General features: G+C 64.9%; 21 protein-coding genes. 13 read left to right on the top strand and 8 right to left on the bottom strand.

Going from position 1 to position 21733, the window contains the following annotated elements; all coding sequences use genetic code 11:
- Window positions 1-22: 22 nt before the first annotated feature.
- Window positions 23-907 (bottom strand): class I SAM-dependent methyltransferase, encoded by an 885-nt coding sequence (locus IF78_RS0115170; protein ID WP_051827868.1) that lies wholly within the window; start codon window positions 905-907, stop codon window positions 23-25.
- 257 nt (window positions 908-1164) lie between these two features.
- Between IF78_RS0115170 and IF78_RS0115165 the strand changes: the two genes are divergently transcribed.
- The 8 genes from IF78_RS0115165 (at window position 1165) to IF78_RS0115130 (ending at window position 9668) form a co-directional block, all read left to right on the top strand.
- Window positions 1165-1668 (top strand): NUDIX hydrolase, encoded by a 504-nt coding sequence (locus IF78_RS0115165; protein ID WP_031477159.1) that lies wholly within the window; start codon window positions 1165-1167, stop codon window positions 1666-1668.
- A 133-nt stretch (window positions 1669-1801) separates the two neighbouring features.
- Entirely contained in the window at window positions 1802-2917 is a 1116-nt protein-coding gene (locus IF78_RS0115160; RefSeq protein ID WP_158751382.1) for a glycosyltransferase family protein, read from the top strand.
- Window positions 2914-3765: a glycosyltransferase family A protein gene (locus tag IF78_RS0115155; protein ID WP_199921349.1), complete on the top strand. Its 852-nt coding sequence runs from the start codon at window positions 2914-2916 to the stop codon at window positions 3763-3765. The genes IF78_RS0115160 and IF78_RS0115155 overlap by 4 nt, the downstream gene beginning before the upstream one ends.
- The gene (locus IF78_RS0115150) at window positions 3762-6848 is read left to right on the top strand and encodes a pyridoxal-dependent decarboxylase (protein ID WP_051827866.1); all 3087 of its coding nucleotides are present in this window, start codon (window positions 3762-3764) and stop codon (window positions 6846-6848) included. The genes IF78_RS0115155 and IF78_RS0115150 overlap by 4 nt, the downstream gene beginning before the upstream one ends.
- Window positions 6845-7369: a nucleotidyltransferase family protein gene (locus IF78_RS0115145; RefSeq protein WP_051827858.1), complete on the top strand. Its 525-nt coding sequence runs from the start codon at window positions 6845-6847 to the stop codon at window positions 7367-7369. The genes IF78_RS0115150 and IF78_RS0115145 overlap by 4 nt, the downstream gene beginning before the upstream one ends.
- A gap of 24 nt (window positions 7370-7393) precedes the next feature.
- Window positions 7394-8260: a histidinol-phosphatase HisJ family protein gene (locus IF78_RS0115140; protein WP_234439716.1), complete on the top strand. Its 867-nt coding sequence runs from the start codon at window positions 7394-7396 to the stop codon at window positions 8258-8260.
- On the top strand, window positions 8257-9045 hold the full coding sequence (locus IF78_RS0115135; protein WP_051827856.1) for a sulfotransferase family protein: 789 nt from the start codon (window positions 8257-8259) through the stop codon (window positions 9043-9045). Before IF78_RS0115140 ends, IF78_RS0115135 begins: the two co-directional genes overlap by 4 nt.
- A gap of 89 nt (window positions 9046-9134) precedes the next feature.
- The gene (locus IF78_RS0115130; RefSeq protein ID WP_051827854.1) at window positions 9135-9668 is read left to right on the top strand and encodes a hypothetical protein; all 534 of its coding nucleotides are present in this window, start codon (window positions 9135-9137) and stop codon (window positions 9666-9668) included.
- Window positions 9669-9682: 14 nt separating this feature from the next.
- Here IF78_RS0115130 and argS read toward each other — a convergent pair whose 3' ends face one another.
- The 3 genes from argS to IF78_RS43645 all read right to left on the bottom strand — a co-directional run bounded on the left by argS (window position 9683) and on the right by IF78_RS43645 (window position 13940).
- On the bottom strand, window positions 9683-11410 hold the full coding sequence (gene argS, locus IF78_RS0115125; protein WP_031477151.1) for an arginine--tRNA ligase: 1728 nt from the start codon (window positions 11408-11410) through the stop codon (window positions 9683-9685).
- A gap of 644 nt (window positions 11411-12054) precedes the next feature.
- Entirely contained in the window at window positions 12055-12600 is a 546-nt protein-coding gene (locus IF78_RS0115115) for a GNAT family N-acetyltransferase (protein WP_031477150.1), read from the bottom strand.
- Window positions 12601-12608: 8 nt separating this feature from the next.
- Entirely contained in the window at window positions 12609-13940 is a 1332-nt protein-coding gene (locus IF78_RS43645) for an NsdA family TPR-like regulatory protein (RefSeq protein ID WP_063762126.1), read from the bottom strand.
- A gap of 543 nt (window positions 13941-14483) precedes the next feature.
- On the opposite strand from IF78_RS43645, the gene IF78_RS49675 reads away from it, so the two are divergent.
- The 3 genes from IF78_RS49675 to IF78_RS0115095 all read left to right on the top strand — a co-directional run bounded on the left by IF78_RS49675 (window position 14484) and on the right by IF78_RS0115095 (window position 16539).
- Window positions 14484-14831, top strand: a complete 348-nt coding sequence (locus IF78_RS49675; RefSeq protein ID WP_234439715.1) for a helix-turn-helix domain-containing protein — start codon at window positions 14484-14486, stop codon at window positions 14829-14831.
- A gap of 177 nt (window positions 14832-15008) precedes the next feature.
- The gene (locus IF78_RS0115100) at window positions 15009-15659 is read left to right on the top strand and encodes an HAD family hydrolase (RefSeq protein ID WP_031477147.1); all 651 of its coding nucleotides are present in this window, start codon (window positions 15009-15011) and stop codon (window positions 15657-15659) included.
- A gap of 22 nt (window positions 15660-15681) precedes the next feature.
- Entirely contained in the window at window positions 15682-16539 is an 858-nt protein-coding gene (locus tag IF78_RS0115095; protein WP_051827853.1) for an NAD(P)-dependent oxidoreductase, read from the top strand.
- A gap of 11 nt (window positions 16540-16550) precedes the next feature.
- Here the strand turns inward: IF78_RS0115095 and IF78_RS0115090 are convergent, their stop codons facing one another.
- Both IF78_RS0115090 and IF78_RS0115085 read right to left on the bottom strand, forming a co-directional pair.
- Window positions 16551-17102, bottom strand: coding sequence for a guanylate kinase (locus IF78_RS0115090; protein WP_031477145.1), 552 nt, complete (start codon window positions 17100-17102; stop codon window positions 16551-16553).
- Complete coding sequence (locus IF78_RS0115085) at window positions 17099-18112, bottom strand: AAA family ATPase (RefSeq protein WP_031477144.1); 1014 nt, start codon at window positions 18110-18112, stop codon at window positions 17099-17101. Before IF78_RS0115085 ends, IF78_RS0115090 begins: the two co-directional genes overlap by 4 nt.
- 121 nt (window positions 18113-18233) lie before the next feature.
- On the opposite strand from IF78_RS0115085, the gene IF78_RS50430 reads away from it, so the two are divergent.
- Both IF78_RS50430 and IF78_RS0115075 read left to right on the top strand, forming a co-directional pair.
- On the top strand, window positions 18234-18782 hold the full coding sequence (locus IF78_RS50430; RefSeq protein ID WP_324617254.1) for a helix-turn-helix domain-containing protein: 549 nt from the start codon (window positions 18234-18236) through the stop codon (window positions 18780-18782).
- Between the two features lie 113 nt (window positions 18783-18895).
- Window positions 18896-19882 carry a phosphotransferase family protein gene (locus IF78_RS0115075; RefSeq protein ID WP_031477143.1) on the top strand — a complete coding sequence of 329 codons (987 nt, stop codon included), beginning with the start codon at window positions 18896-18898 and terminating at the stop codon, window positions 19880-19882.
- 177 nt (window positions 19883-20059) lie between these two features.
- Here IF78_RS0115075 and IF78_RS0115070 read toward each other — a convergent pair whose 3' ends face one another.
- Window positions 20060-20881, bottom strand: a complete 822-nt coding sequence (locus tag IF78_RS0115070) for a protein kinase family protein (RefSeq protein ID WP_037640515.1) — start codon at window positions 20879-20881, stop codon at window positions 20060-20062.
- Window positions 20882-20962: 81 nt separating this feature from the next.
- Window positions 20963-21730, bottom strand: coding sequence for a GTP cyclohydrolase I FolE2 (locus IF78_RS0115065; RefSeq protein ID WP_031477141.1), 768 nt, complete (start codon window positions 21728-21730; stop codon window positions 20963-20965).
- Window positions 21731-21733: the final 3 nt, after the last annotated feature.

Here is a 21733-nt window from a genome sequence, read left to right as displayed (position 1 = left end):
GCTCCTCCCTATCTCTGCGGGCCTACCTGCGGGCGAGTACGGCGTACAAGAGCGGGATACGGGGCTCGCTTGCCGGGAGCTGCCACCAGCCCTCCGGAGTGGGCTCCATCCGGTGCCATCGGCGCCAAGGCAGCTGGTGAGTCTCACGCAGGGCCTCGACACGCAGGCCGGCTCCGATCACAGCGTTGATCACGTCGTCCAGCCCGTGCATCCACTCGAAGAACTCCGTGGAACCCTCCAGGGCGGGACCATCGGTATACGTGTGGGTGGACTCGCGCTGGATCGCGCCATTGGCCAAGTAGTCGTGCCCGATCACCAGCTCCTCGGCCTCGTAGTTGTGACCGACGAGGTCGGGGCCGTCACCTCTGTGCGGCTTTGGGCGCAGAGCGTTGAGGAGGGGATGGAATTCAGCGATGTAGAGCTTGCCGCCGGGGCGCAGGAGTTGCGTGATTGCCTTGGCCCAGGCGTCCAGGTCTGGGAGATAGTAGAGAGCGCCCTTACCTGTGTAGATGATGTCGAACTGGCGGCCCTCGAAGACGCGCGGGGCGTCGTAGACGTTGGCGTGCACGTACTCGACGGGGATCGCGGCACGAGTAGCGAGGTCCCGGGCCGCAGTGATTGCGTCGCCGGAGATGTCCAGGCCGACGGTGCGGGCTCCACGTTGGGTGAAGGCGATCGTCTCAGTGCCCAAGTGGCACTGCAGATGGAGCACGTCGAGGCCGTTCAGCTCTCCGAGGTCGACCCACTCGAAGGGGGCGAACCAGCGGGACGGGTCGGGAGTCTTCCCTTCCTCGAGGCCGTAGTACCGACTGGCGATGTGTACGGATGTTCGCGCGTCCCAGTTCAGCTCGTTGACGCGCATCATGTCCTGGTGCTCGGGGGCGAGTCCTCCTGCTGCCTCAGTCATGCGGTTATCGAAGCACCGAGGCATACGATTCGCGCATCACAGTGGTGATATCACTCCAGCAATAGACGTCAGACCCCCATGAGGTCATCCTCGGTCGGAAGTTACCCGCCCGGGCCAAACAGGCCTGAGGGCAGGTGCTCGCAGGAGTTATCAACAACTTCCGAAGAGGGAAGCGCCACCGCTTGAAGGAAAGTGGCCTTCTCACGTGCTCGTGTCCAAGTCCGAACATCTCGCTGGGCCGGGAGAAGAGGCACAACATGACCACGCTGACGCGCCGCTGGTTCCCTAGGCGAATGCCGGACGACACGCGAGTTCGCCAGATTTACGGCTTCTGTTTCGACAGTGCCGGCCGCGTGTTGTTGGGCGACGAGAGCGAAGAGGGCGCTCAGTGCACATTGCCCGGAGGGGCCCCAACGTGGGACGGATTTGACTGCCTCGCCGCTTTGACCAGGGGGTGCCGGGAGAAGTACGGGGTCAGCATTACCAGGCCCATCTATCTCGGTTACTGGAAGGTTTTGGGTCAGAGCCCTGAACTGCCCGATGCCGAGTTGTTCCTCGCTGCGAGGGTCACCACTTTCCACCGCACGAGCGTGGCCCCGACGGCTCACCGATTTCCGGACAGGCTGCTGTCCCCGATTTCTGAGGTCGCCGACAGGCTTGGCTGGAGTGAGGATGGCCCGATTCAAGTGGCTGGCTCAGTAGCAACCAGCGTCTTCGGCCTGAACCCGTCCACCGCAAAACAGGCGCTGCGGCGTGCGTAGGGCTCGCTGGAAGTAAGGAAAATTCTGAGGTCGTCCGGACAAGGCCGTACCAATCAGGGCCCCAACCGGCGATATCCCGCCGAGCCACTAAGCGACCCTCGCGGCCGTCGCCAACTCGTCGGAGCCGTGACAGATGCAGATATACGGGAGTGTGCAAGGCCGTGATGCAGTTGAAGCGAAGGGAGAGTTCATGAGGGCCTGGCCGCCGAGCCTCAATCCCCATGAGAGCGGGATCCGAAAGGTGAGCGAACACCCCGAGCACGGAATCCTGGTCCTTGCCTACGGTCACAAGCGGTATCACCGCCAAGCGCACACGCTTGCCCTCTCCTTGCAGCGGCACTCACCCGGGCTACACCGCACACTGGTCACAGACGATGGCAACTGTCGTGCTGCCGAGATGTACGACGACGTAATCGAGATGGGTGCGGCGCAGTCGGATGACTGCCGACAGAAGCTGTACCTCGACAGGTACGCGCCCTACCCGTCAACGCTCTATTTGGACGCCGACGCGATCGCTGTACGCCCCGTCGAGCCGGTCTTCGACCTCTTCGACGCATCCGACATCGGAGTTGTCGGCCGCGACATCACCCCAACCGAGGAGAGCGCCTGGTACGGCGACGTCGCCTCAATGTGCGTCAAGGCAAACTCAACCTGGCTGCCCAAGTGCAACAGCGGGCTCATGCTCATACGGCCCTCGGATACAACGCGAAAGGTCTTCGATCGAGCCCGCCAACTCGCCAATGGCTACGACGAATTAGGGCTTCATCCCTTCCGGCGTGGAATCGCCGATGAGCCCCTTCTCGCCATGGCACTGGCCGAGAGCGGCATCCACGCACAAGACCTCACCGCGATCACGTCCGCAACCCCCATCGGCATCAGCGGCCCACTCCAACTGGACGTACTCAACGGGGAATGCGCCTTCGCCAAGAACGGCACGAAAGTAGCGCCCGTACTCATTCACTTCGCCGCCGACTACAGCTCGGACTACCGGCTCGCCGGCGCCCCCTACCGACGCGAACGATGCGCCCTTCGGCTGGCACAGCACAGGCACATCACCGACACGACCGCTCGGATCATCGCTGACCTCCGGTACGGGCTCCAGTGCGCCGCCTTCAACACCTGGATCCGCATAGCAGGTCGCGCTCCACGTGACCCCTCCGGCGTCTTCGACGAACCGCGGCGGCGCAGCACTAGCCCTATGGCGATCAGCGGCACGAAGCAGCCCTCAGCCCAGGAGAAGACCACGTGAAGCAGACAGGTCAACCCATAGGCACCGTGCAGAACACCAGCACGGGAGATCCAACCTTCAGGATCTCCTTCCTCTTCCACAAGGACCTCGCGCTGCTCAGCGAGACCCTCCCGCGCTGCCTGGACGCCCTGACCCGGCACAGCCAGGAGACCTACGAAGTGGTGCTGCACTGCGACGGAACCCCACCCGAAACCATCGCCCGACTAACGGACAATCTCGACCAATGGGGAGTCGACGAACTGCGCGTCCGTCGTCGCGACAGGTTCGTACCCTCCGGCGACGCATCGAACAACGGGCATCGCAGATTCTTCGACCTGCGCTCTCCGTACCTCATCGTCATCGAAGACGACGTGGTCATGTACCGCACCGACCCGTCCTTCGATCCCCTGGCCACCTGCCGACGCCTCTTCGAGCGCCACCCGCACGTGCCCGTGCTGAGCAAGGTGAGCGACTACGACCAATGGTCGTGGAAGCTCGAAGACAAGGGGGACGAGATCGAGCCGGGAGTACGCTCAGTGAACCGGCTGTCCACCCACTTCATCGCCTACGACGTGCAACGCTTCACCCCCGTTGCCAACCGGTTCGGCGCCTTCGACCTCGACGTTTTCATCGATCGGCACGACCTCAGCTACAACTGGGAAGACCTCGTGTCGCACGTGGGCACCACAGGCAGCCGCCAAATCGCCTTCCCTGAGAGCTGGCCCGTCGAGATCTTCCACTGTGACCGCAAAGTCGAGCCGGGCTCGATGTACCACACCCAGGACCCCGAGACGAAGGCGCACGTCCTGGCCGAACTGGAACAACAGTTCCGCCCCGCAGTGGACACGAGCGAGGGAGCGGCGGCATGACGTCAGCTCCGCAGACTGCCCGACCGGTACGCCCGTACGCCGAGCGGCTGGCGCAGTGGCGTACAGCCATGGAAGCAAATCGGCGCATCTCCGACCGTTTCCGTAGCCGGTACTCCATCGTCCTCACACAGATGGAAGCCGCCGCTGCCCCAAAGGACGTGGCAGCGGCGCGGGAACTCGCCGGCCGCCATCCGCACCACGCTGTCAGTGCCCTGGCAGGAGCTGCCACCATCGCACCGACCGAGACGAAGAGCCCACTGTCCTTCAGCGGCGACGAGGACCTGGTGAACGTCCTCCAAGAGCTGTTCACAACCACGGCGGATCTGGAAGCCTTCCTGGCCAGGCAGGCCCCTCTGGCGCAAACCGCGGTCCCCATCCACCCCTCCCGCCAGGCGCGGCTCATCCAGACGGACGGGCCACTGCCGTACGACCTGGTGGCGCTTGTATGGCCTTCCACGTCCGTGGGCACCAGGCGCACCAACGAGGCGCTGATCGCTGGCCTCCTCCCGCAGACTGCCTGCGACGGCCAGCTGCAGTTCACCGTTCAACGCTCATACGCGCTCGTCCAGGCACGCGACGACACAGATCCCTGGGCGTTCTCTCAGAACCTCGGCATCACGCTCGAGGACCAGCTGCGCTCGGGCAACCTCACGCCGACTGAACGGCACAACGTCGTCACCGCCCTACGGGATTTGCGGCGGGCCATGCTGGCTGCGGGCCAGATCTGGCAGGGATTCGCCCCGAGGAACATGTTCCTCCACAACGGCATGATCGTCCTCATCGACTTCGAGGAAGTCGTCGACACCGCAAGTGCGCCGGCCCGAGCATCCGAGTGCCTGCTGTGGCACCGCATCTTCTTCGCGGACAGCCTGACCCCCGGCGAGGCGGAAGAGATCTTCGCAAACGACGACGGAGCGCCTCAGATTCCTGATTCTCTCGCACTGCCCGCCGATCCCTTCGAGAAGGCACTGCTTGCTGTCGAGTCTGTTACCTGGGGGCAACGCCGCGACCTTCTGATGCAGTCGCTCCGTCTCGAAGGCCGCCACAACCGCCCTGAGCGGGCACGCGACAACGGAACCCTCTACGGGCACGAACTGGGCCACTTCTGGGGTGACTTCCTGCCGGTCGCCCAGGAGGTCCGCCTCTTCAAGCAGCTGTCCCGGCTCGAAGACGAAGCGACCCTGGTCGGATGCCTCGAAGCGTTCGAGGCGGCCATGGAAGCGGACATCTGCCGCACCATCCGTCTGGCTTCCCCGGCCGATGACCGCCCTGCGATGCGCACCGATAGCCTCATCGAGGTCCTGGACGCCACTGGCACGGCCGCCCTGGCCGAAGCACGCCACAGCACCGAGGACTGGTACGAGCGTCTGGACACCGACCCTGCGCGCCTGGTCGACGACCTGCTGTTCCACCTGGGCACGCATGTCGACGGTGTGACGCAGGAAGCCAAAGACACATATCTGGTCGGAAGCCTCGAAGCGCGCGACAAGCACCAAGCCGACCTCATAGAGACCCTGCGGTCTGGGCTGGACTTCCTGCACGGCCGTGAGCCGGAACAGCCCTTCCTGCGCTACGCCGACCCATCCGCGTTGAGGAAGTCGATCGCGCAGCCGCTCCCACAGCATGGCACCGGCTTCGGACAGGTCCTCGCCGAGGTCAATGACGTTGTCGCCCGCTACTCGATCGGGCAGGGCCACCCCCGGTATCTCGCATTCCCCGACTCCGGCAATGCCCTGGCTGCCCTCGCCGGCCACGTCCTCAGCCCGCTGCTCAATCAGAACCTCATCGCGGTCGACCGCAGCGCCCCCTCAGCGACTTTCGTAGAAGCCCAGGTCATCGAGTGGCTGCGCGAGTTGATCGGCTACCCGACGGTACCGCTGACCGAACTCCGCGGCGTCAAGGACGTCTCTGGCCTATGGACAACCGGCGGTCACCTGTCGAACCACATCGCCATGCTCGCCGCCCTCGGGCACACATTCCCGCAGGCACGCAAGAACGGCCTTCGCGCACTCGACACCCAGCCCTCCGTCGTAATGGCCGGTCCGATCGCTCACTACTCCCACAGCGACTCCGCCTTCCACCTCGGCCTCGGCTGGGACGCCGTTCTCTCCGTCGACGCCAAGGACGGCTTCACCACCGACCCGAAGGCCGTCGACAAGCTGCTGTCCAACCCGCCCTCCGGACGCACCCCGTTCATGGTGGTCGGCGTCGCGGGCAACTGCCGCACCACAGGCCTGGACGACCTCCAAGAGTTGGCCGACGTGTGCCGCAAGCACGGCGTCTGGTTCCACGTCGACGCCTGCCACGGAGGCAGCCTCATCTTCAATGAACGCTTGAAGCAGCAGCACCTGCGCGGAATCGAGCAGGCCGACTCCGTGTCCCTCGACCCACACAAGGGCCTCTTCACCCCCTACCCCTCCTCCTACGTGCTCTTCCGGCAGCGGGAAGTCCTGACCCAGTTCAGCCGCCACGAGAAGACCGTCATGGAGGACGACTGCTGGGACCTCGGGCTGATCACACCCTTCCTCGGGTCGCGAGGCTTCGAGAGCCTGCCGACCTGGATGCTTCTCCGTCACGTAGGCACAGACACGCTGGGTGCCCTCGTCGAGTCACGCCAGGCCCTAGTGCGATACCTGGAACGGCGGCTCGACGAGACCGGGCTGTTCATCCGGCTCAACGACGTCGACTTCTACCGGTTGGCGTTCGTGTTCTGCCCTCCCGCCGTACGGCGAGCCGTCGCAACGCTGGATCCGGCAGGCAAGAAGCGCGCGGCGAAGATCATCAGCTCCTACACCTCCCGCGTCAACACCGCCCTGTACCAGGCCGGCGAGGTCTGCTTCGACGAGCACTCCCTGGCCGACCTCGCCGACCGTGTCGGCGCAGGACGAGGCACTAGCTACACGATCACGGCCGCATGTCCGGGTAACCCGCTGCTCACCCAACACGATCTTGACGTTGCCGTGGAACGGCTGGTCGACGAGGCGCTGCCACTCGTCCAGGCCATGCTCACGGAGATATCCGGCAACACCACCCCCAACGCTCCACGTCTGAGCGGCCCGGCCGGTTGGAACGACGCCGAATGACCATCACAGTCACGGCAGCGATCGACCAGTACCTCCACGACACGTGCCCGCATGCCATCGGCGTGTTCATCTACGGGTCCATCGCGACCGGCCGGGCCGGTCCCGGCAGCGATATCGACTGCTTCGTACTACTCGCCGAACCCGAGACCGCCGAGACGACGACCCGACTGCGATCCGGGTTCGCCGAACTACAAAGCCGCCTCGGCTACACACCGGACCCCGACTACCCGATCGAACTGTTCACCCTCCAGCAGTGCCAAGAGGCCCTCGACAGCAGCAGCGTTCGCCAAGCCGTTCAGCAGGCCCAGGCACGCGGGCACGTAGACCCCGAGCTGGCCGCTTCAGACGAGGCGGAGGTGCTGCGCGCCCTACTCGGGACACGCCTCACCGTACGCGCCTGCCCCCAGCTCGACGAGCTGACTGACCACGCAAAGCAGGTAGTCGCACAGCAACTGGGCAGCCCGGGATCACCAGCCGAGCGCAGGGCGCTTCAGGCGCTCGGCGTCCGCAACCGCAGTTGAACTACACAAGGGAAGGACGATCCGTTGACCACGGAAGAATTCGCATGGAAGGCCGCGCCGGGACTGCCGCTTCCGGCAGACAACCACGTCCACACGGAGTGGTCCTGGGACGCCTCGACAGCGGTGATGGAGAAGGCCTGCGAAGAGGCCATACGCCTCGGCCTGCCGGCCATCTCCTTCACCGACCACGCCGACTTCACCACGTGGGCATTCCCTGGGGAGAAGGAAGACTCCTCCATCGTCCGTGTCATCGACACACACGCAACCAGCGGACTGTTCGACTCGGACGGGTACTGGGAGTGCCTCGAACGCTGCCGCGACCGCTACCCGGATCTCAAGATCCTGTCCGGGATGGAGCTCGGTGAGCCCCACATGTTCAAGGACGAGATCGACGCGCTGCTGGAGCGTAGGACCTTTGACCGGCTCCTTGGCTCGCTGCACTCGCTGGTCGTCGACGGACAGATCCACTATGCGCCGTTCCTCTTCACGCCCGACAACGCCCAGGAACTGATGCGCACCTACCTCATCGAGACGCTCAACATGGTGGAAAGCAGCGACGTATTCCAGGTCCTCGCCCACATCGACTACCCGATGCGCGCTTGGCCGAAGGACGCGAAGCCGTTCAACGCGAACGACTACGAAGAGGAGTACCGGGCCGTCCTGCGCGCCCTGGCCCGCTCGGACAGGGCACTCGAAATGAACACCCAAGGCCCCTGGCCCGCGGCCGAGGTTGTGCGCTGGTGGTACGAGGAGGGCGGATCAGCGGTCTCCTTCGGCAGCGACTCTCACGAGCCGGAGACCGTCGGCCGGAACTTCGCCGCAACGGCGGCCATGGTCGAAGCTCACGGCTTCAAGCCGGGCAAGGACCCCATCGACTTCTGGCGTCGATGACCAATCCAGGACAGGAAACGAGGAGACTGCGCGTGCCATCGAAGCCAGCACCGGATCGCCTGGTGCCATCGCCGGTGTTCATCCTCAGCTCGATACGCTCCGGGTCGACACTTCTGCGGTGCATCCTGGACACTCACAGCAAGATCCGGGCACCGCACGAGCTGCACTTGGCCGATCTCGAAGTCCAGCTCACCAGCCCCTACATCGAATTGGCGATGCGGGCCTCGAACCTGGAGAAGGACGAGATCGAGCACCTGCTCTGGGACCGCATGCTCCACCGCGAACTGGCCCTCACAGGCAAGGACATCGTGGTGGACAAGACCCCCGGTAACCTGCTGCTGTGGCGCAGGCTCGCGACATGCTGGCCGCAAGCCCGGTACATCTTCCTGCTCCGGCATCCCCTGCACATCCTGGAGTCGGCGCTGGCAGGGAGACCAGAGCAAGACCCGGAGCAGACAGAGCAGTTGGTGACCACGTACCTCCAGGAGCTCGACGAAGCCCGCCGCACACTCGAGGGCACCACCGTGCGCTACGAAGACCTCACCGGCGATGCGGAGCAGGTGACCCGGGAGATCTGCATGTGCCTCGACGTGCCGTGGGAGCCCGAGATGCTCAACTACGGGAGCGTGGACCACGGCCCGTTCGTGCAGGGGATCGGCGACTTCACCGACAACATCAAGAGTGGCGTCGTCCAGGCCAGTCGGAGCATGCCGGCAGACGCAGATGTGCCGGACAGTCTGATGGAAGCCTGCCGCGCCTTCGGGTACCTGGAGGCACATCGGTGACAACTACGGCAGCCACGGGCCAAGGGCAGGACAACCACACCACCCCCCTTCAACGACAGGACGCCCGGCAAGAGCAGGCGCGTACCGTCATGAACGCGCTGCAACCGCTCAAGCAGTGGAAGCAGTTCGGCGTGCCGGAGCTATGCGGAGCGATGTCGTACGGCCTGCTGGTTGCCCCCGACATAGACATCGAGATCTACGGCGCTCTACGTGTCGAATCCGGGTTCGCCCTCGTGTCCGCGTGGGCCCAGGACCCGGCCGTCGACAGAGTCCTGTTCCTCAACGCGGTCAACGAGCCAGACGCCGGCCTCGGCTGGGAGGTGCGCTACCGCGTCCACGGCGTGCCATGGACCGTGCAGATGTGGCTGCTACCCGCCGACTACGACGGGCCACGCTCGGCTGCCCTCGTCGAACCCATGCGCGCCGCACTGAGTCCCCACACCCGCAGCGCGATCCTGCGCATCAAGGAATCCCTCGTGGCACGCGGCACCGAGTACCGGTCCATCGATGTCTACCGCGCGGTCCTCGACGACGGTGTTAACGACGTTGAGGAGTACGACCAGTGGTGCCGGTCGTACTCCTCAACGGGATTGCTCAACTGGCGCCCGGTACCTCGCCGGTAGCGGGCGCCCACGCATCACATACGGTCAGGGGCTTCGATACCGAGGAGGCCCAGGCCCAGCTCCAGCGTCCGAGCGGTGATGTCACAGAGAGCCAGGCGGCTCTGCTTGACATCACCCTCGGCGCGAAGGACAGGGCACTTCTCGTAGAAGCTCGTGAACGCCGAAGCCAACCCGTACAGGTAGTTGGCGAGCTTGTGGAACTCGAGCGTCTCGGCAACCTCTGCGAGGAGGCTGCTGAACTCGAGCAACTCCAGAGCAAGCGCACGCTCGGCAGGCTCGGTGATGACCAGCTTCTCTACACCTTGCAGCGGCGTTTCCACGCCAGCGCGGCGGAAGATGGAGCAGATCCGAGCTCGCGCGTACTGCAGATAGGGGGCGGTGTTGCCTTCGAACGACACCATCCGGTCGACGTCGAAGACGTAGTCCCGCGTGCGATCGGTGGAGAGATCCGCGTACTTGACCGCTCCGATACCGACCGCCTGGGCGACCGCGGCACGGGCATCTTCATCAAGCTCGGGGTTCTTCTCGGCGACTACTGCGGAGGCCCTGACCACGGCCTCTTCGAGGAGGTCCACCAGCTTCACTGACTTACCGGCACGGGTCCGCAGCATCTTGCCGTCGTCGCCGAGGATCGACCCGTGTCCGACGTGCTCGGCGCGGGCGGGAGGAACAAGCCAGCGTGCGTCCCGAGCGACGTCGTAGATCATCGCTAGGTGCTGGTGCTGGGGCAGGCCCACAACGTACAGCAGACGGGTGGCCTGGAGGTTCCGCAGACGGTGCCGGATCGTGGCCAGGTCGGTCGCGCCGTAGCCGAAGCCGCCGTCGCCCTTCTTGACGATGATCGGCAGAGGGTCGCCGCTCCGGTTCTTGTAGCCCTCGGGGAACACGCACTGGGCGCCATCGCTCAGCCGCAGGAGGCCGAGCTCGTCCAGCTCATCCACTACGGACTGAAGCTGGTCGTTGTAGTAGCTCTCGCCGAAGAAGTCGTCTTCGGTCAGCCGGACACCCAGCATGCCGTAGACGGTCATGAAGTACTTCTTCGACTCGTCCACGAGCGTCTTCCACAGACGCAGAGTCGTCTCGTCGCCGCTCTGCAGCAGGACGACCCGCTTGCGGGCCCGGTCCTTGAATGTTTCGTCGGCGTCGAACTTGACGCGGGCTGCCCGATAGAAACCATTCAGGTCACCGACCGACAGCTCGTGCGCGGCCTCGGTCTCTCCGATGTCGAGCAGGTGCTCGACGAGCATGCCGAAGGGGGTGCCCCACTCGCCGATGTGGTTCTGTCGAATGACGGTGTGCCCCTGCCACTCCAGTAGGCGCACGGCCGCATCGCCGATGATCGTCGAACGCAGATGTCCGACGTGCATCTCCTTGGCTGCGTTCGGGGCGGAGTAGTCGATCGCGATGGTCTCTGGGGCCTTGGCTTGCGGCACACCGAGTCGCTCGTCACCGACCGAGTCGGTGAGGAGACGTGCGAGCACGTCGTCAGCGAAGGTCAGGTTGATGAAACCGGGGCCCGAGATCTCGACCGAGGAGCAAAGATCGCCCAGCTCGGCGGCCTCTACGACCCGGCTGGCGATGTCACGCGGGTTGCCGCCGATCTTGCGTACGAGCGCCAAAGCGGCGTCCGACTGGAAGTCAGCGCGCTGGGATCGTCGGATGACCGGGTCGACGGGGGCGCCAGCCACCGTCTCGAATGCCGGGGCCAACCTCTGATGCAGCAATTCTTCCAGATTCGCCATTCGAAAAATCTATCCGAGGCGAAAGAACAGTGTCCAATCACAGGATCCAGGGGGCTAGCAGCACCTGAAGGGCGCGTCGCGGGGCCCATTACCCACAGGAATGAAGGCGAGCTTGGACGCTTGCTGATCAGCCCGTACGAAGATTATGCGGCATTTGCCCCCCTCTCCCTCAAGATCGTTGATATCTAAGTTCCTGCAGTCATCATGCCCCCAGGGCCGCCTGCTACCGGGCGGTCCCCTCCCCTGCCGTGCGGACGTTCGCCCGGAGCTTCGAGATGTTCAGCGAAGGTCTCCGTGAGGCTGGCCAGTCCGCCATCCCCCTGCCCGCGGTGGCGCAGCAGGGGTAACCGATCGCGCCGGAGTCCGTGTAGGCGTCCATACCGAGGGTGAGAGGTACCCCCAGCATCGCCATCATGATCGACGGCCTCGTAGCCGGGGCGCACAAGCTTGGGAGCGGAGTGCAATGGGATGGAGGTCGCTATCTCGCCGGCGGGCATGTCGCCGAATCAGCCACCCGAAAAGGCTCCGGGACCGGACGCACCTGAGGCCTGTCCGACTGGGCGGGGTTTCGCGCCGGGGTCAGAGGCCGCATTTCGAAGGCTCGGGTCAAGGCCCCGGGCCTGAGGAGCCGAGTCTGGTGGTTCCTACAGGGGCTGCCACTCGTGCTCGAGGACGGAATACAGGACGCTGTCCCGCCAGGAACTGTTGGTGAAGACGTGGTCCCGGAGGATTCCTTCCTTGGTGAAGCCGAGTCTCTCCACCAGGGCGATCGAAGCAGAGTTCTCCGGACCGATGGCGGCACTGACGCGGTGGAGCTGGAGAACACGGAAGGCGAAGTCGGTGAGCGTCCGGGCGGCATCGGTTGCGTACCCGTGGCCCCATTCATCCGCCGCGATGGCATAGCCCAGCTTCCCGGCCTTGACGCCGGCGAATGCGATACGGGCGAAGCCGATCATGCGGTCGTCGTCGGGCCGGGCCACCGCGAGGTAGTACTCCGTCCGAGGCGACTCCTGGGCGCGCTTCACCGCGCCTTCGATCATGGCCTGAGCTTCGTCACGGCTGCGACTGTCGAAAGACAGGAAGCGTGTGACCCGGTCGTCACCGATGATTTTCAGTGCGTCGTCGACGTCGTCCAGCGTGAACTCGCGAAGGACCACACGCCGACCGCTCAGGCGCAGGGGGTAGGTCACGAGACTCCTCAACGGGGGAGAGACTTCAGTGGTGTGCGGGTGAACATCTCGATCTGCTCTTGCAGGTCAGATCCTGCCTCAGCCAGCGGAGAGTCCCGCAAAGCCCTGTGTACTCGCTGCGCGCTGTGAACGATCCCGTTGATGCGCTGCTCGGGTGCGAGGTCAAGGACGGGGACGACGGCCTCCGTCGCGCCCTCCAGCTCGCCCATCTGGATCCGAGCGATCGCCAAGTCGGCACGGCTACCGGCCTGGTCGCCGAAGGCCCATTCAGGGGCCGACTCGTCCTCGTACTCCAGCACGGCCCGCTCGGCGTAGTCCTGAGCAGCTCCCGCCTCGGATGGCAGCCATGTCAGGGCGTCAGCCGCGTAGTAGATCTGGCGCACCCGGCCGAAGGTGCAGAGTCCGCCCAGCTCGTCCACCTCGTCCTCCTGGACGGACTCCCAGGCGTCCTCGGCTCGCTGGATCGCTGCGCGGGACTTGTCGGCGTTGCCGAGTGCCGCCCAGGCGCGGGCCTCGTTCATCGGCAGCCACACTTTGGCCGTACTGCTCGCCAGGTCGGCGAACTCCGCGCCAGATTGCGCGTACTGCACGGCTTCTCGGGTGCGGCCGGCCCAGTACGCCACCAGGGACTGCACGCCGCGGATCCACGCCCGCAAGCCGTTGTGATCAGCCTGGTCCGCGCACATGAACGCCGTACGGGCCTGCGTGAGCGCGGCATGCGGATCAGCCAGGTCGTGGCTCGCCTTGGCCAACAGGCCTCCGGTCACTCCTGCCAGAAGGTAGAGCTGCCGCGCTTGCCCAGGGCGCCGCTGGCGCTCGAGCAAGGTGTAAATGGTGTCCTGCGCCTCGATCATGTCAGGCAGCAGTTCAGAGAGAGGTCGCTGCGGATAGTCCATGGCGAGGCGTTGAACGTCCGCGTGGACCTGTTCCATGGCCTCGGGAGTGAGGTCGGTCTGCCCCGTAGTCAAGGCGAAGCGTCGGGCCCGCTGTGCCGCCACGTTGATCAGCTCCTTGTCTGCCGTGGGATGGCCAGTCGCAATGACCACACCCGAAGGCGTGCTCCCCGCCACGAGCGCCCCATCCCACGGGCTGAGCAGCTCCTCAAGCGGTTTGCCGAACATCATCTGCAGAACACGGCGGGTGACGGGGTTGACTCCTGACCGCTGACCAGAGGCAAGACGCCGAAGGTGCCGAGCAGTTAGCGTCGCGTCCTCACCCATCTTGCGGGCTAGCACCCCGAAGTCCCGAGCGATCTCCTCGTACGTCTTGGGCTGCTGCGAGAGCAGTAACTCAAGCACTGTTCGTGGATCCTGGCCGCTCTTGCCGGCGTTGCCAGCCATAGCGTTGCCCCCTGCTACGTGGTCTGCATCGTCAGGTTCCCGCGCTTTCAGAGAGCTGCCGGTCTTGGTCCCGTTCTGGTCCGCATGCGGTCCGCCAGGGGTCCGGATCAGGCCCTCGCCTGGTCATCGTCTCCTATCCGAGGCTTCTGGTCATGAACTTGACGAGCACTCAGCGCAGGTCAGTGGTCGGCATGGTCTTGCTCTCTCGGGTTTTCAGCTCGTACTCAGAGGGCGCTCCCGTGTGCGCACTGCGGCTCGGCCGGGCCGCCGAACTCGCTCATCGCGGCGCCGCCGTCCGGACCTCCGTATCTTCGGCGAGTCCGTGAGGCCTCAGGCTGCCCAGTCGCCGATGTCATGGTCCTTTACCCGCGATGGCCCCACCAGTCGTCCCAGAGTCTGGCCGCGAGGGAATGCCCACCAAACGGAGGAGATGTGTCTGTATCGGCGGTACCTACCTTCGAGGCGCCTCGCTCCCGACAGGCGCGCCGGTGCAACGGGTGCGGGTGCCACCTCAGCCGCTACAACGATGAGACGTCCTGTGCGGTGTGCATCCGCCGGACACAAGAGCCACCGACGCTGACGCATGTCTGGTCCGATGCCGAGATTCAACAGGCGCTCGCCCTGCGGGACTTTGGGACCTTCTGCGTGCTGGTCCGTCGCCTTGGAGGGTTACGGCAAGAAGACCTGGCCGCGCTGACCGGGCTCGGTCAGCCGTTTCTGTCGATGCTGGAATCGGGCGTACGGCGGCTCACCAACATCGACAAGATCATCATGCTGCTCGATGGCCTTGATGTGCCGATCGAGCTCACTGGCCCCATGCTGCGGACCTCAGCGCACCCCGCTCCACTCCAGGACAAACCCATGGGGCCATTGGGGCATCCGCCGTTGTAGGACGCGGTCGGTGGCGATCGGTGTGCCGTCGAGGCGACGCCTGCGCGCGAAGCTTTCCGCTGCCGAGCCCCAGGGGATACTGCTCGGATGTGCTGTGAACGAGAGCGGGCGCGCCTGAGACCGCTGACGTACGCCTGTGTATCCGATGACTCATAGCCTCCCGTAGGGTCGGCCTCCATGCAGCAGCTGGTGATCTTCGACCTCGACAACACCCTCGTTGACCGTCAAGGCCCCCTTGCCGATTGGGTCTCAGCCTTCTCCGCCCACCACGCTCTGGACGACCACGGCCGCGTACGCCTACTCCAGTTCATGCGTGAGCGTTGCTGCCCCTCAACTTTCGAGGTGATTCGCGCACAGTTTGGACTTGCCCCTTCGCCCGAGACGCTCTGGCGCGACTACTGCGCCCACATGGCACGTTCCGTCACCTGCTTTCCCGGAGTGCTCGACGGCCTGGCCATGCTCAGAAGCGCCGGCTGGAAGGTGGTCGTCGCCACGAACGGCGGGACAGAGATCCAGACAGCGAAAGCAACCGCCTCAGGGGTCGCCGATCATGTTGATGCAGTGTGCACCTCAGAGGCAGTCGGCGAACGGAAACCGGACGTAACGATCTTCGAGAAGGCAGCTGCTGCATGTGGAGCCGATCTTGCGCTCGGCGGTTGGGTGGTGGGTGACGGCGTGGAGACAGATATCCGCGGCGGCAGGGCCGCCGGACTACGCACCATCTGGATCAGCGGCAGCAGGCCCTGGCCCGAAGGAGACATAGTCCCGGCGCACATCACCGCTGACGCATGCCAAGCGATCAAGCTGCTGCTCACCACCGCGAGCTGAGGGCATCGTGACGGATTCGCAAATGATCACAGTTGGGCTGCTGCACCCAGGCAGCATGGGCGCTGCCTTCGGTGCCCAGCTGCGCAGGCAGAACGTGCGGGTGCTGTGGTGCACGGACGGCCGCAGCAGCCGCTCCCTAGCCCGCGCCGAGAACGCCGGCCTCGAAGGCGTTCAGAACCTTGGGCAGCTGGTGGCGCGCGCCGACGTGCTGTTGTCTCTGTGCCCGCCTGCGGCTGCGGTGGACGTCGCACAGCAGGTGGCTGCCTGCGAGCTCGACGGCCAGTTGTACATCGAGGCGAACGCGATCACACCGCGCCGCGTCAAGGATGTCGCAGAGCTTCTCCCCGGCGCGGTAGTCATCGACGGTGCGGTAGTCGGCTCCCCGCCGACTGGCGGCAAGCAGCCCACGCTGTATCTGTCCGGAAACCCGGACGGCTGTATCCGGGCCACGGCCTTGTTCAGCGAGAGTGATGTGAAGACCAAAGTGCTAGGCGCCGAGGTAGGGGCCGCCTCCGCGCTGAAGCTGTCGTACTCGAGCTATCAGAAGGCCTCCCGTGTCCTGGCGGCGCTCGCCTACGGCGTCGCCGATGCCAGCGGCGTTGCCGGCGAACTCCTTGAGATCGCAGGCAAACGGGGCGGCAGCTACCTGACCGAGATCGACTACATCCCCAAGACAGCGTCCCGCGCCTGGCGCTGGGGCCCGGAACTCGACGATGCAGCAGCCCTGCTGCGGGAGGCCGGGCTGCCGGACGACCTGATGCGTGCAGCCAGCCGAGTCCTCAGCCGGTGGTCGGGCGCCCGAGAGCGCGAGCTCACCATCGACGAGGCCCTCTCGCACCTCTGCGTCGACCACGACTGCGGGGAACGCGACGAACCGTAGTGCCCTCGTGATCAAATAGCTCGTCGAGTCAGAAGATCAATCTCTTGTGCCGCCTCTGCGGGGGACATTGCCTCAGTATCGAGCTGCAGATCCCAGGCGAAATCCGGGCTCGCCTTGACGTCCTCGGCTGTAGCGTCCCAGGCTGTCAGGCGGGCCTCCGTGTCGCTATCGCCGCGCCCCTTGGATCGAATCTCGGTGCTTTCCCTCGAACACCACAGCAGCACACTGGTCCACGACGCGGCGAACTTCTCCACCACCGCCTCAAGGCCTGCAATCTGCCCTAGATGGAGGATGGGGATGCGCCCCTCCTGCGTGGCCTGGACGAGGCCGGGTCGGTCCACGAGGTAGATGTTGCCGTACCTATCGTTGCGGTAGATCACCTCCCCGCGCGCCTCCAGCTCTGTGAGCTGATCAGCCGAACCCATCCGGTAGCCATGGGTGCGGCCACTGCCAATCTTCAGGCGCGTGAACGCACAATATGCGTCGTTGAGTTCGCACAGCGCCGCTGTGACGGTGTCCTTTCCGGATGCGGGAGGACCGTACAACAGGATGCCCCGGTTCATGCGAATACCGTCCCAAAGATCTGCCGAACCTGATCAGTGAGGGATATGGCCGCGCCGAGACGGTTGTCCACCATCAAGTGCGGTACAGCTGGTCGTAGTTCCGGATCCACGGTCGAGGCGTACTCCTCCCAGTTCTGCAACTTCCAGCTGTCGCGGGCTGCTGAACGGAAGCTGATGTACTCGTGCATAGTCTCCAGGTCGCACCGGATCCAGATGACCGCCACGGTCACGCCCCGTGCCTCACAGCGGTTGATCAGCCGGCGCATCCACTGCACGTCGTTCACTTCAGCCACGAACGGTGCGGTGAGCACCGTGCTGATCGAACAGTCGACGTTGGCATAGGCGGTCTCCAGCAGGCATTGGTACTCCAAAGGCCGCACCTTCTCCCGATACACCTGGGAGTGGCGGTCATTTGGGTCGCTTCCCATCTCGACAAGTAGACGTTCAACGAGCGGACGCGTGATGGGGTCTTTGTCGAGAACGGGCCACCCGGTGAGCCGTGAAATGAACCTCGAGAACTCCGACTTCCCGCTTCCGGCGAAGCCACCCACCATCAACAGGGTTGGCCGATTCGGGTCGCCGCCTGTGTGGCGACGTTTCCACGCGTCAATGATCCGCTGCTGAACCTCCTGACCGTCGTTGCCGGCGTCGTCGCCTGGAGCGATCTGCAGCACCGCGCGCTCGACGGCCAGTACGTGGTCGCCGAGAGGCTCCACCTGCGCTGGGGTGAGCTTCAACTGCGTCTGCTCGCCCGGCAGGGCCTTCCGAAACCCCAACTCGGGCTCGGTGGACCGGTAGAGAAGGCAGTAGGCCCTGCGGTAGTGGGGGCCGGGGTAGACCTCGCCCTGCTCGTGCTGCCACAGAGTCTGAAAGTTTGCTGCCGGCACAGTGAGTCCAGCGGCGCGCGCCACTTCACGTAGCCGCTCACCGGCACCCTCAAGCGTCAGACCATGTGCTTCGCGCATGGCGCGAAGCTGGTCCGGACGCCACCCCGCGCGACTCTTCGCCATGCCTACCGCCTGCCCATTACTCACCATGATCGGGACTCTAAGTCTGCCCCGTGCGAACCCATGTGTAAGCGGATGTTGAAAAGTCACGTCGCCCGATGTTGAGCGGCTTCACCAAGCCCCAGTGATACTCCGCGGTACTGATCGCAGATGTGATTGGCCCCTCCGGCAGAGCACTGGCCGGAGCCCAAAAGTTGAACACTCGACGAGGGGGACGATCAGGGTGTCGGGGCCGCGAACCACCGAGGTAACTGCAACCGCGCGCGCCAGTCGCCGGTGTTCCACCTGCGGGTGCCGCCTGAGCCGGTACAACAACGACAGCATCTGCTCCGGCTGCAACCGCAGTAGGACAGCAGCCCATCCGGCTCGCCCCTCTGTCCCCGCTCAGGTCTGGTCTCACCAGGACGTCAAAGACGCCCTACTCCAGAGGGACTTCGGCAGACTCTGCCAACTCGTACGAGAGCGCGGCCATCTCCGCCAGGAGGACATGGCTCTCCTAACGGGGTTGAGCCAGTCGTTCCTGTCGATGCTGGAGTCCGGGCAGCGGCGCCTCATCAACATCGACCGGATCATCGTGCTCCTGGACGGCCTGGACGCACCCGCTGACCTCACAGGACCGATGCTCCTTCCTGCCCAGGTCATGCCGGCCCTGCCTCTGTATGCCGTCTCCTGACCTTGGTACCCAGCATGAGAACTCCACGATTCAGGGGAAACGCGCGCCGCTGACGATCAGAAATCAGCAGGAAACCTGTCGCGCGCTGTCGAGCGTTCCTTCACCCTGACTGCATGCCGAAGATCCTCACCCCGCGGCTTCAATACGATTCCACCGCCGCGCGCCCGCGCTGGTCACAGCTTCCGCAACAGGTACGCGATCTCATCGAACGCCATCTCGGCGGTGCCGTACACGCCGAGGAGAGCGCCGGGGGCGGCTTCACCAGCGGGTACGCAGCCGTGGTCGAGGGCACTCACGGCTCCCAGTTCGTCAAAGCTGTCGACGCCCGGACCAACACGGTGGTGGCCGAATGCTACCGGCGCGAGGCACTGATCAACGAGGCGCTCCCGTCGGCCGTTCCAGCTCCCCGCATCCGGTGGCTGGACGAGCAAGAAGGGTGGCTCGTGATCGCCTTTGACGCGGTCGAAGGAGGACGTATGCCTGCCGCGCCGTGGACGACCGACGACCTCAACCTCACCCTTGCCACTTACGCTGTCACCGCCGAGGCTCTCGCGGAACCGTCCGAGCAACTTCAACAGGTTGGTCTGAAGCCGGTCGGTGACGGCGGCGACTTCGACGACTGGCGCACCGTAGCCTCCGGTGCGCCCAGCCCGAAGGTTTCCCTTCCCGACTGGGTGCCTTTCGACAAGCTGGATGCGTTGGCTGAGCTGGAATCAGCATGGCGACCAGCGGTGGCCGGCAACGCCGTCCTGCACCACGACCTGCGTCAGGACAATGTTCTCATCGACGCCCACGGGACCGCATGGATCTGCGACTGGAACTGGCCCTGCCTCGGCGCCAGCTGGTTCGACCTCGTACTGCTCCTGGCCACCGCGTACGCGGACGGCCACGATGCCACCGCCCTCTTCCAGACCCATCCCACGGCTCGAGGAGTGAACGGCGAACAGCTCGATGCTGTGCTCGCCGCCCTCTCGGGCTTCTTCCTGGTCTCCGGCGCGCAGCCACCGGCGGACTGGTCCCCTTACATTCGCCAGCACCAGACATGGTGTGGCGAGGTAACTCTGCGATGGCTCGCGGATCGCCGGCGCTGGCGGCTCTGAGGACGATGGCCGTCCACGGTCTCAGCGGGATCCTGGCCACAACCTGCCAGGGCTGTCTCAGGCCAGGCCCGACGAGCTACCCGAAGATTCGGGGACCGCAGTCTCGTCGGACAACGAAGATGGCATGCACCCTCCTCGGCTGTGCACTCGCTCAGCTCAGTCGCCGAACCTTAGAAATCAACTGTCGAGACCCCAGACGCCACGCCATGCCTGCGTCAACGCCTCGACAGAGCCGAACCGATGAGCGGGATCGTCGGCCGTCGCACGCTGAATCACGGCCAGCTGAGCACGAGAGCCGCGCCACGCCTGCTCCTCATCACCGGCGTCCAGGAGTAGACGCAGCGCGCGGCCAAGCACGAATACGGTCGTGCGAATGTCGATGGTCGAGCCCCTGATGAACTCTTCGGGCGCCATGTAGCGCCGTGACCCTGGGAGCCTTTCCTCTTCCAGGATGAAGGGCCCAAACCGGTACTCATCCAGATCACATAAGACCATGCGGTGTGCTTCGAAGTCGTACAGGAAGCATCCGTCATAGAGATCGACCGCGACCAACCCCGCCTGCTCGACAGCCAGGTGTGCGTCCAGGACCTCGTCCATCGCCCGCAGAATGTCGGGGACAGGCAGCCTGCGAAACCGGGCCATCGGGCTGTCTGGGGCGGCGCGGCCCCCGTGTGCATGGGTCGTGGGGTGATATAGGACCTCACCCTCGGCCCAGGGGTAGACCAGCGCCAGGCCATCTCCGAGTTGGAAGTAGTGCCGCAGGGGCACGATCGCCGAGTGCTGCACTGCGCCGTGCACGTCCACGGCTCGGCGTAATGAGGATGCTGCCGGCGGAGTGTTTGCGCCCTTTACGAACCACCGTTCATCGCCGACAGCCACCCCGTAAGACTGGCAGCCAGAGTCCTGGTCGCGGAAGGCTCGGAAGATGCTGCCCACGTCTTCCAGGTACGGCTCCAACAGATCAACGGCTTCAACGTCCAGCAGTGGATGCGAGGGCATGGGCCACATCATTCACTGCTCTGTCGTGCAACCACTCGATGTGAGCAGAACGATGCGCAGCGGCTTCTACCCGATGCTCGCTCACCCGGCGACGTATGCGACGGCGTCGTGGCTATGGATGCTTTCTAGGTTGCGGACCCTCACCGAGTGACGAAGACCCCGCTCGCGGCAGACGTGGCTGACTTCGCGGGCAATGTCTTCGACGAACACAGGGTGGTCGTACGCCTGCATCGTCAGCACACGCTCATCCGGACGCTTTACCAAGGGCACGACGGGAGCGGACGCACACCGTTCCAAGAGTCGTACGGCCTGCTGCACCGCAAAGGGGTAGGGAGTGTCCCCGTGCCCTGTCACGGACAGCGTGACGCGGCTGCGCTGGTTGTGGGCGCCGTAGTCAGAGATCGCTTTCGAGCACGGACACAGACTGGTGACCTCGGTGGTAACCGACGTGATAACCGTCGTGTCTCCGTCGTCCCAGCGGCCGTCGAACCGGACATCGTGGACCTGGTACGACTCGGAGCCAGTCGCTGGCGCGACTACGGTCGTGCTCAGCGGGACGGCTACCGACACCGCGAGCGCCGGTGCATCCAGGAGGTCCGCACCGACTTTCAGCACGTGCGGCAGCCTGCGCGGATCGAACCGGCGAAGGTGCTCGTGGACGAGAGCCACCATGCGGCTCATGTGGGTGCCCCGGCGGTCATGCTGGAGCCGCACGGTCACGTCGATCTCGGCGATGCCCTCCTGGCGGAGGTGGCCGTCCTCGAAGTACAGCGGGTAGCGCAGGCCGCTGATGCCAACATCGTCGATCTCGATGCCGCGGGTGTCAGTCTCGTTCTGGATGTCGTGCATCGC

This window comes from Streptomyces bicolor (assembly GCF_000719285.1).
Lineage (GTDB): Bacteria > Actinomycetota > Actinomycetes > Streptomycetales > Streptomycetaceae > Streptomyces > Streptomyces bicolor.
Note: the sequence above shows the minus strand (reverse complement) of the source record. Positions and strands in the feature narration are given on the sequence as shown.

Excerpts from the sequence above, each read along its gene's own strand:
- IF78_RS0115065 (WP_031477141.1), bottom strand. The coding sequence starts at position 21,730 with ATGCACGACATCCAGAACGAGACTGACACCCGCGGCATCGAGATCGAC.
- IF78_RS0115160 (WP_158751382.1), top strand. The coding sequence starts at position 1,802 with ATGCAGATATACGGGAGTGTGCAAGGCCGTGATGCAGTTGAAGCGAAG.
- IF78_RS0115070 (WP_037640515.1), bottom strand. The coding sequence starts at position 20,881 with ATGCCCTCGCATCCACTGCTGGACGTTGAAGCCGTTGATCTGTTGGAG.
- IF78_RS0115170 (WP_051827868.1), bottom strand. The coding sequence starts at position 907 with ATGACTGAGGCAGCAGGAGGACTCGCCCCCGAGCACCAGGACATGATG.
- IF78_RS0115075 (WP_031477143.1), top strand. The coding sequence starts at position 18,896 with ATGCCGAAGATCCTCACCCCGCGGCTTCAATACGATTCCACCGCCGCG.
- IF78_RS43645 (WP_063762126.1), bottom strand. The coding sequence starts at position 13,940 with ATGGCTGGCAACGCCGGCAAGAGCGGCCAGGATCCACGAACAGTGCTT.
- IF78_RS0115150 (WP_051827866.1), top strand. The coding sequence starts at position 3,762 with ATGACGTCAGCTCCGCAGACTGCCCGACCGGTACGCCCGTACGCCGAG.
- IF78_RS0115090 (WP_031477145.1), bottom strand. The coding sequence starts at position 17,102 with ATGAACCGGGGCATCCTGTTGTACGGTCCTCCCGCATCCGGAAAGGAC.
- IF78_RS0115130 (WP_051827854.1), top strand. The coding sequence starts at position 9,135 with ATGAACGCGCTGCAACCGCTCAAGCAGTGGAAGCAGTTCGGCGTGCCG.
- IF78_RS0115100 (WP_031477147.1), top strand. The coding sequence starts at position 15,009 with ATGCAGCAGCTGGTGATCTTCGACCTCGACAACACCCTCGTTGACCGT.
- IF78_RS0115085 (WP_031477144.1), bottom strand. The coding sequence starts at position 18,112 with ATGGCGAAGAGTCGCGCGGGGTGGCGTCCGGACCAGCTTCGCGCCATG.
- argS (WP_031477151.1), bottom strand. The coding sequence starts at position 11,410 with ATGGCGAATCTGGAAGAATTGCTGCATCAGAGGTTGGCCCCGGCATTC.
- IF78_RS0115095 (WP_051827853.1), top strand. The coding sequence starts at position 15,682 with ATGATCACAGTTGGGCTGCTGCACCCAGGCAGCATGGGCGCTGCCTTC.
- IF78_RS0115165 (WP_031477159.1), top strand. The coding sequence starts at position 1,165 with ATGACCACGCTGACGCGCCGCTGGTTCCCTAGGCGAATGCCGGACGAC.
- IF78_RS0115135 (WP_051827856.1), top strand. The coding sequence starts at position 8,257 with ATGACCAATCCAGGACAGGAAACGAGGAGACTGCGCGTGCCATCGAAG.
- IF78_RS0115145 (WP_051827858.1), top strand. The coding sequence starts at position 6,845 with ATGACCATCACAGTCACGGCAGCGATCGACCAGTACCTCCACGACACG.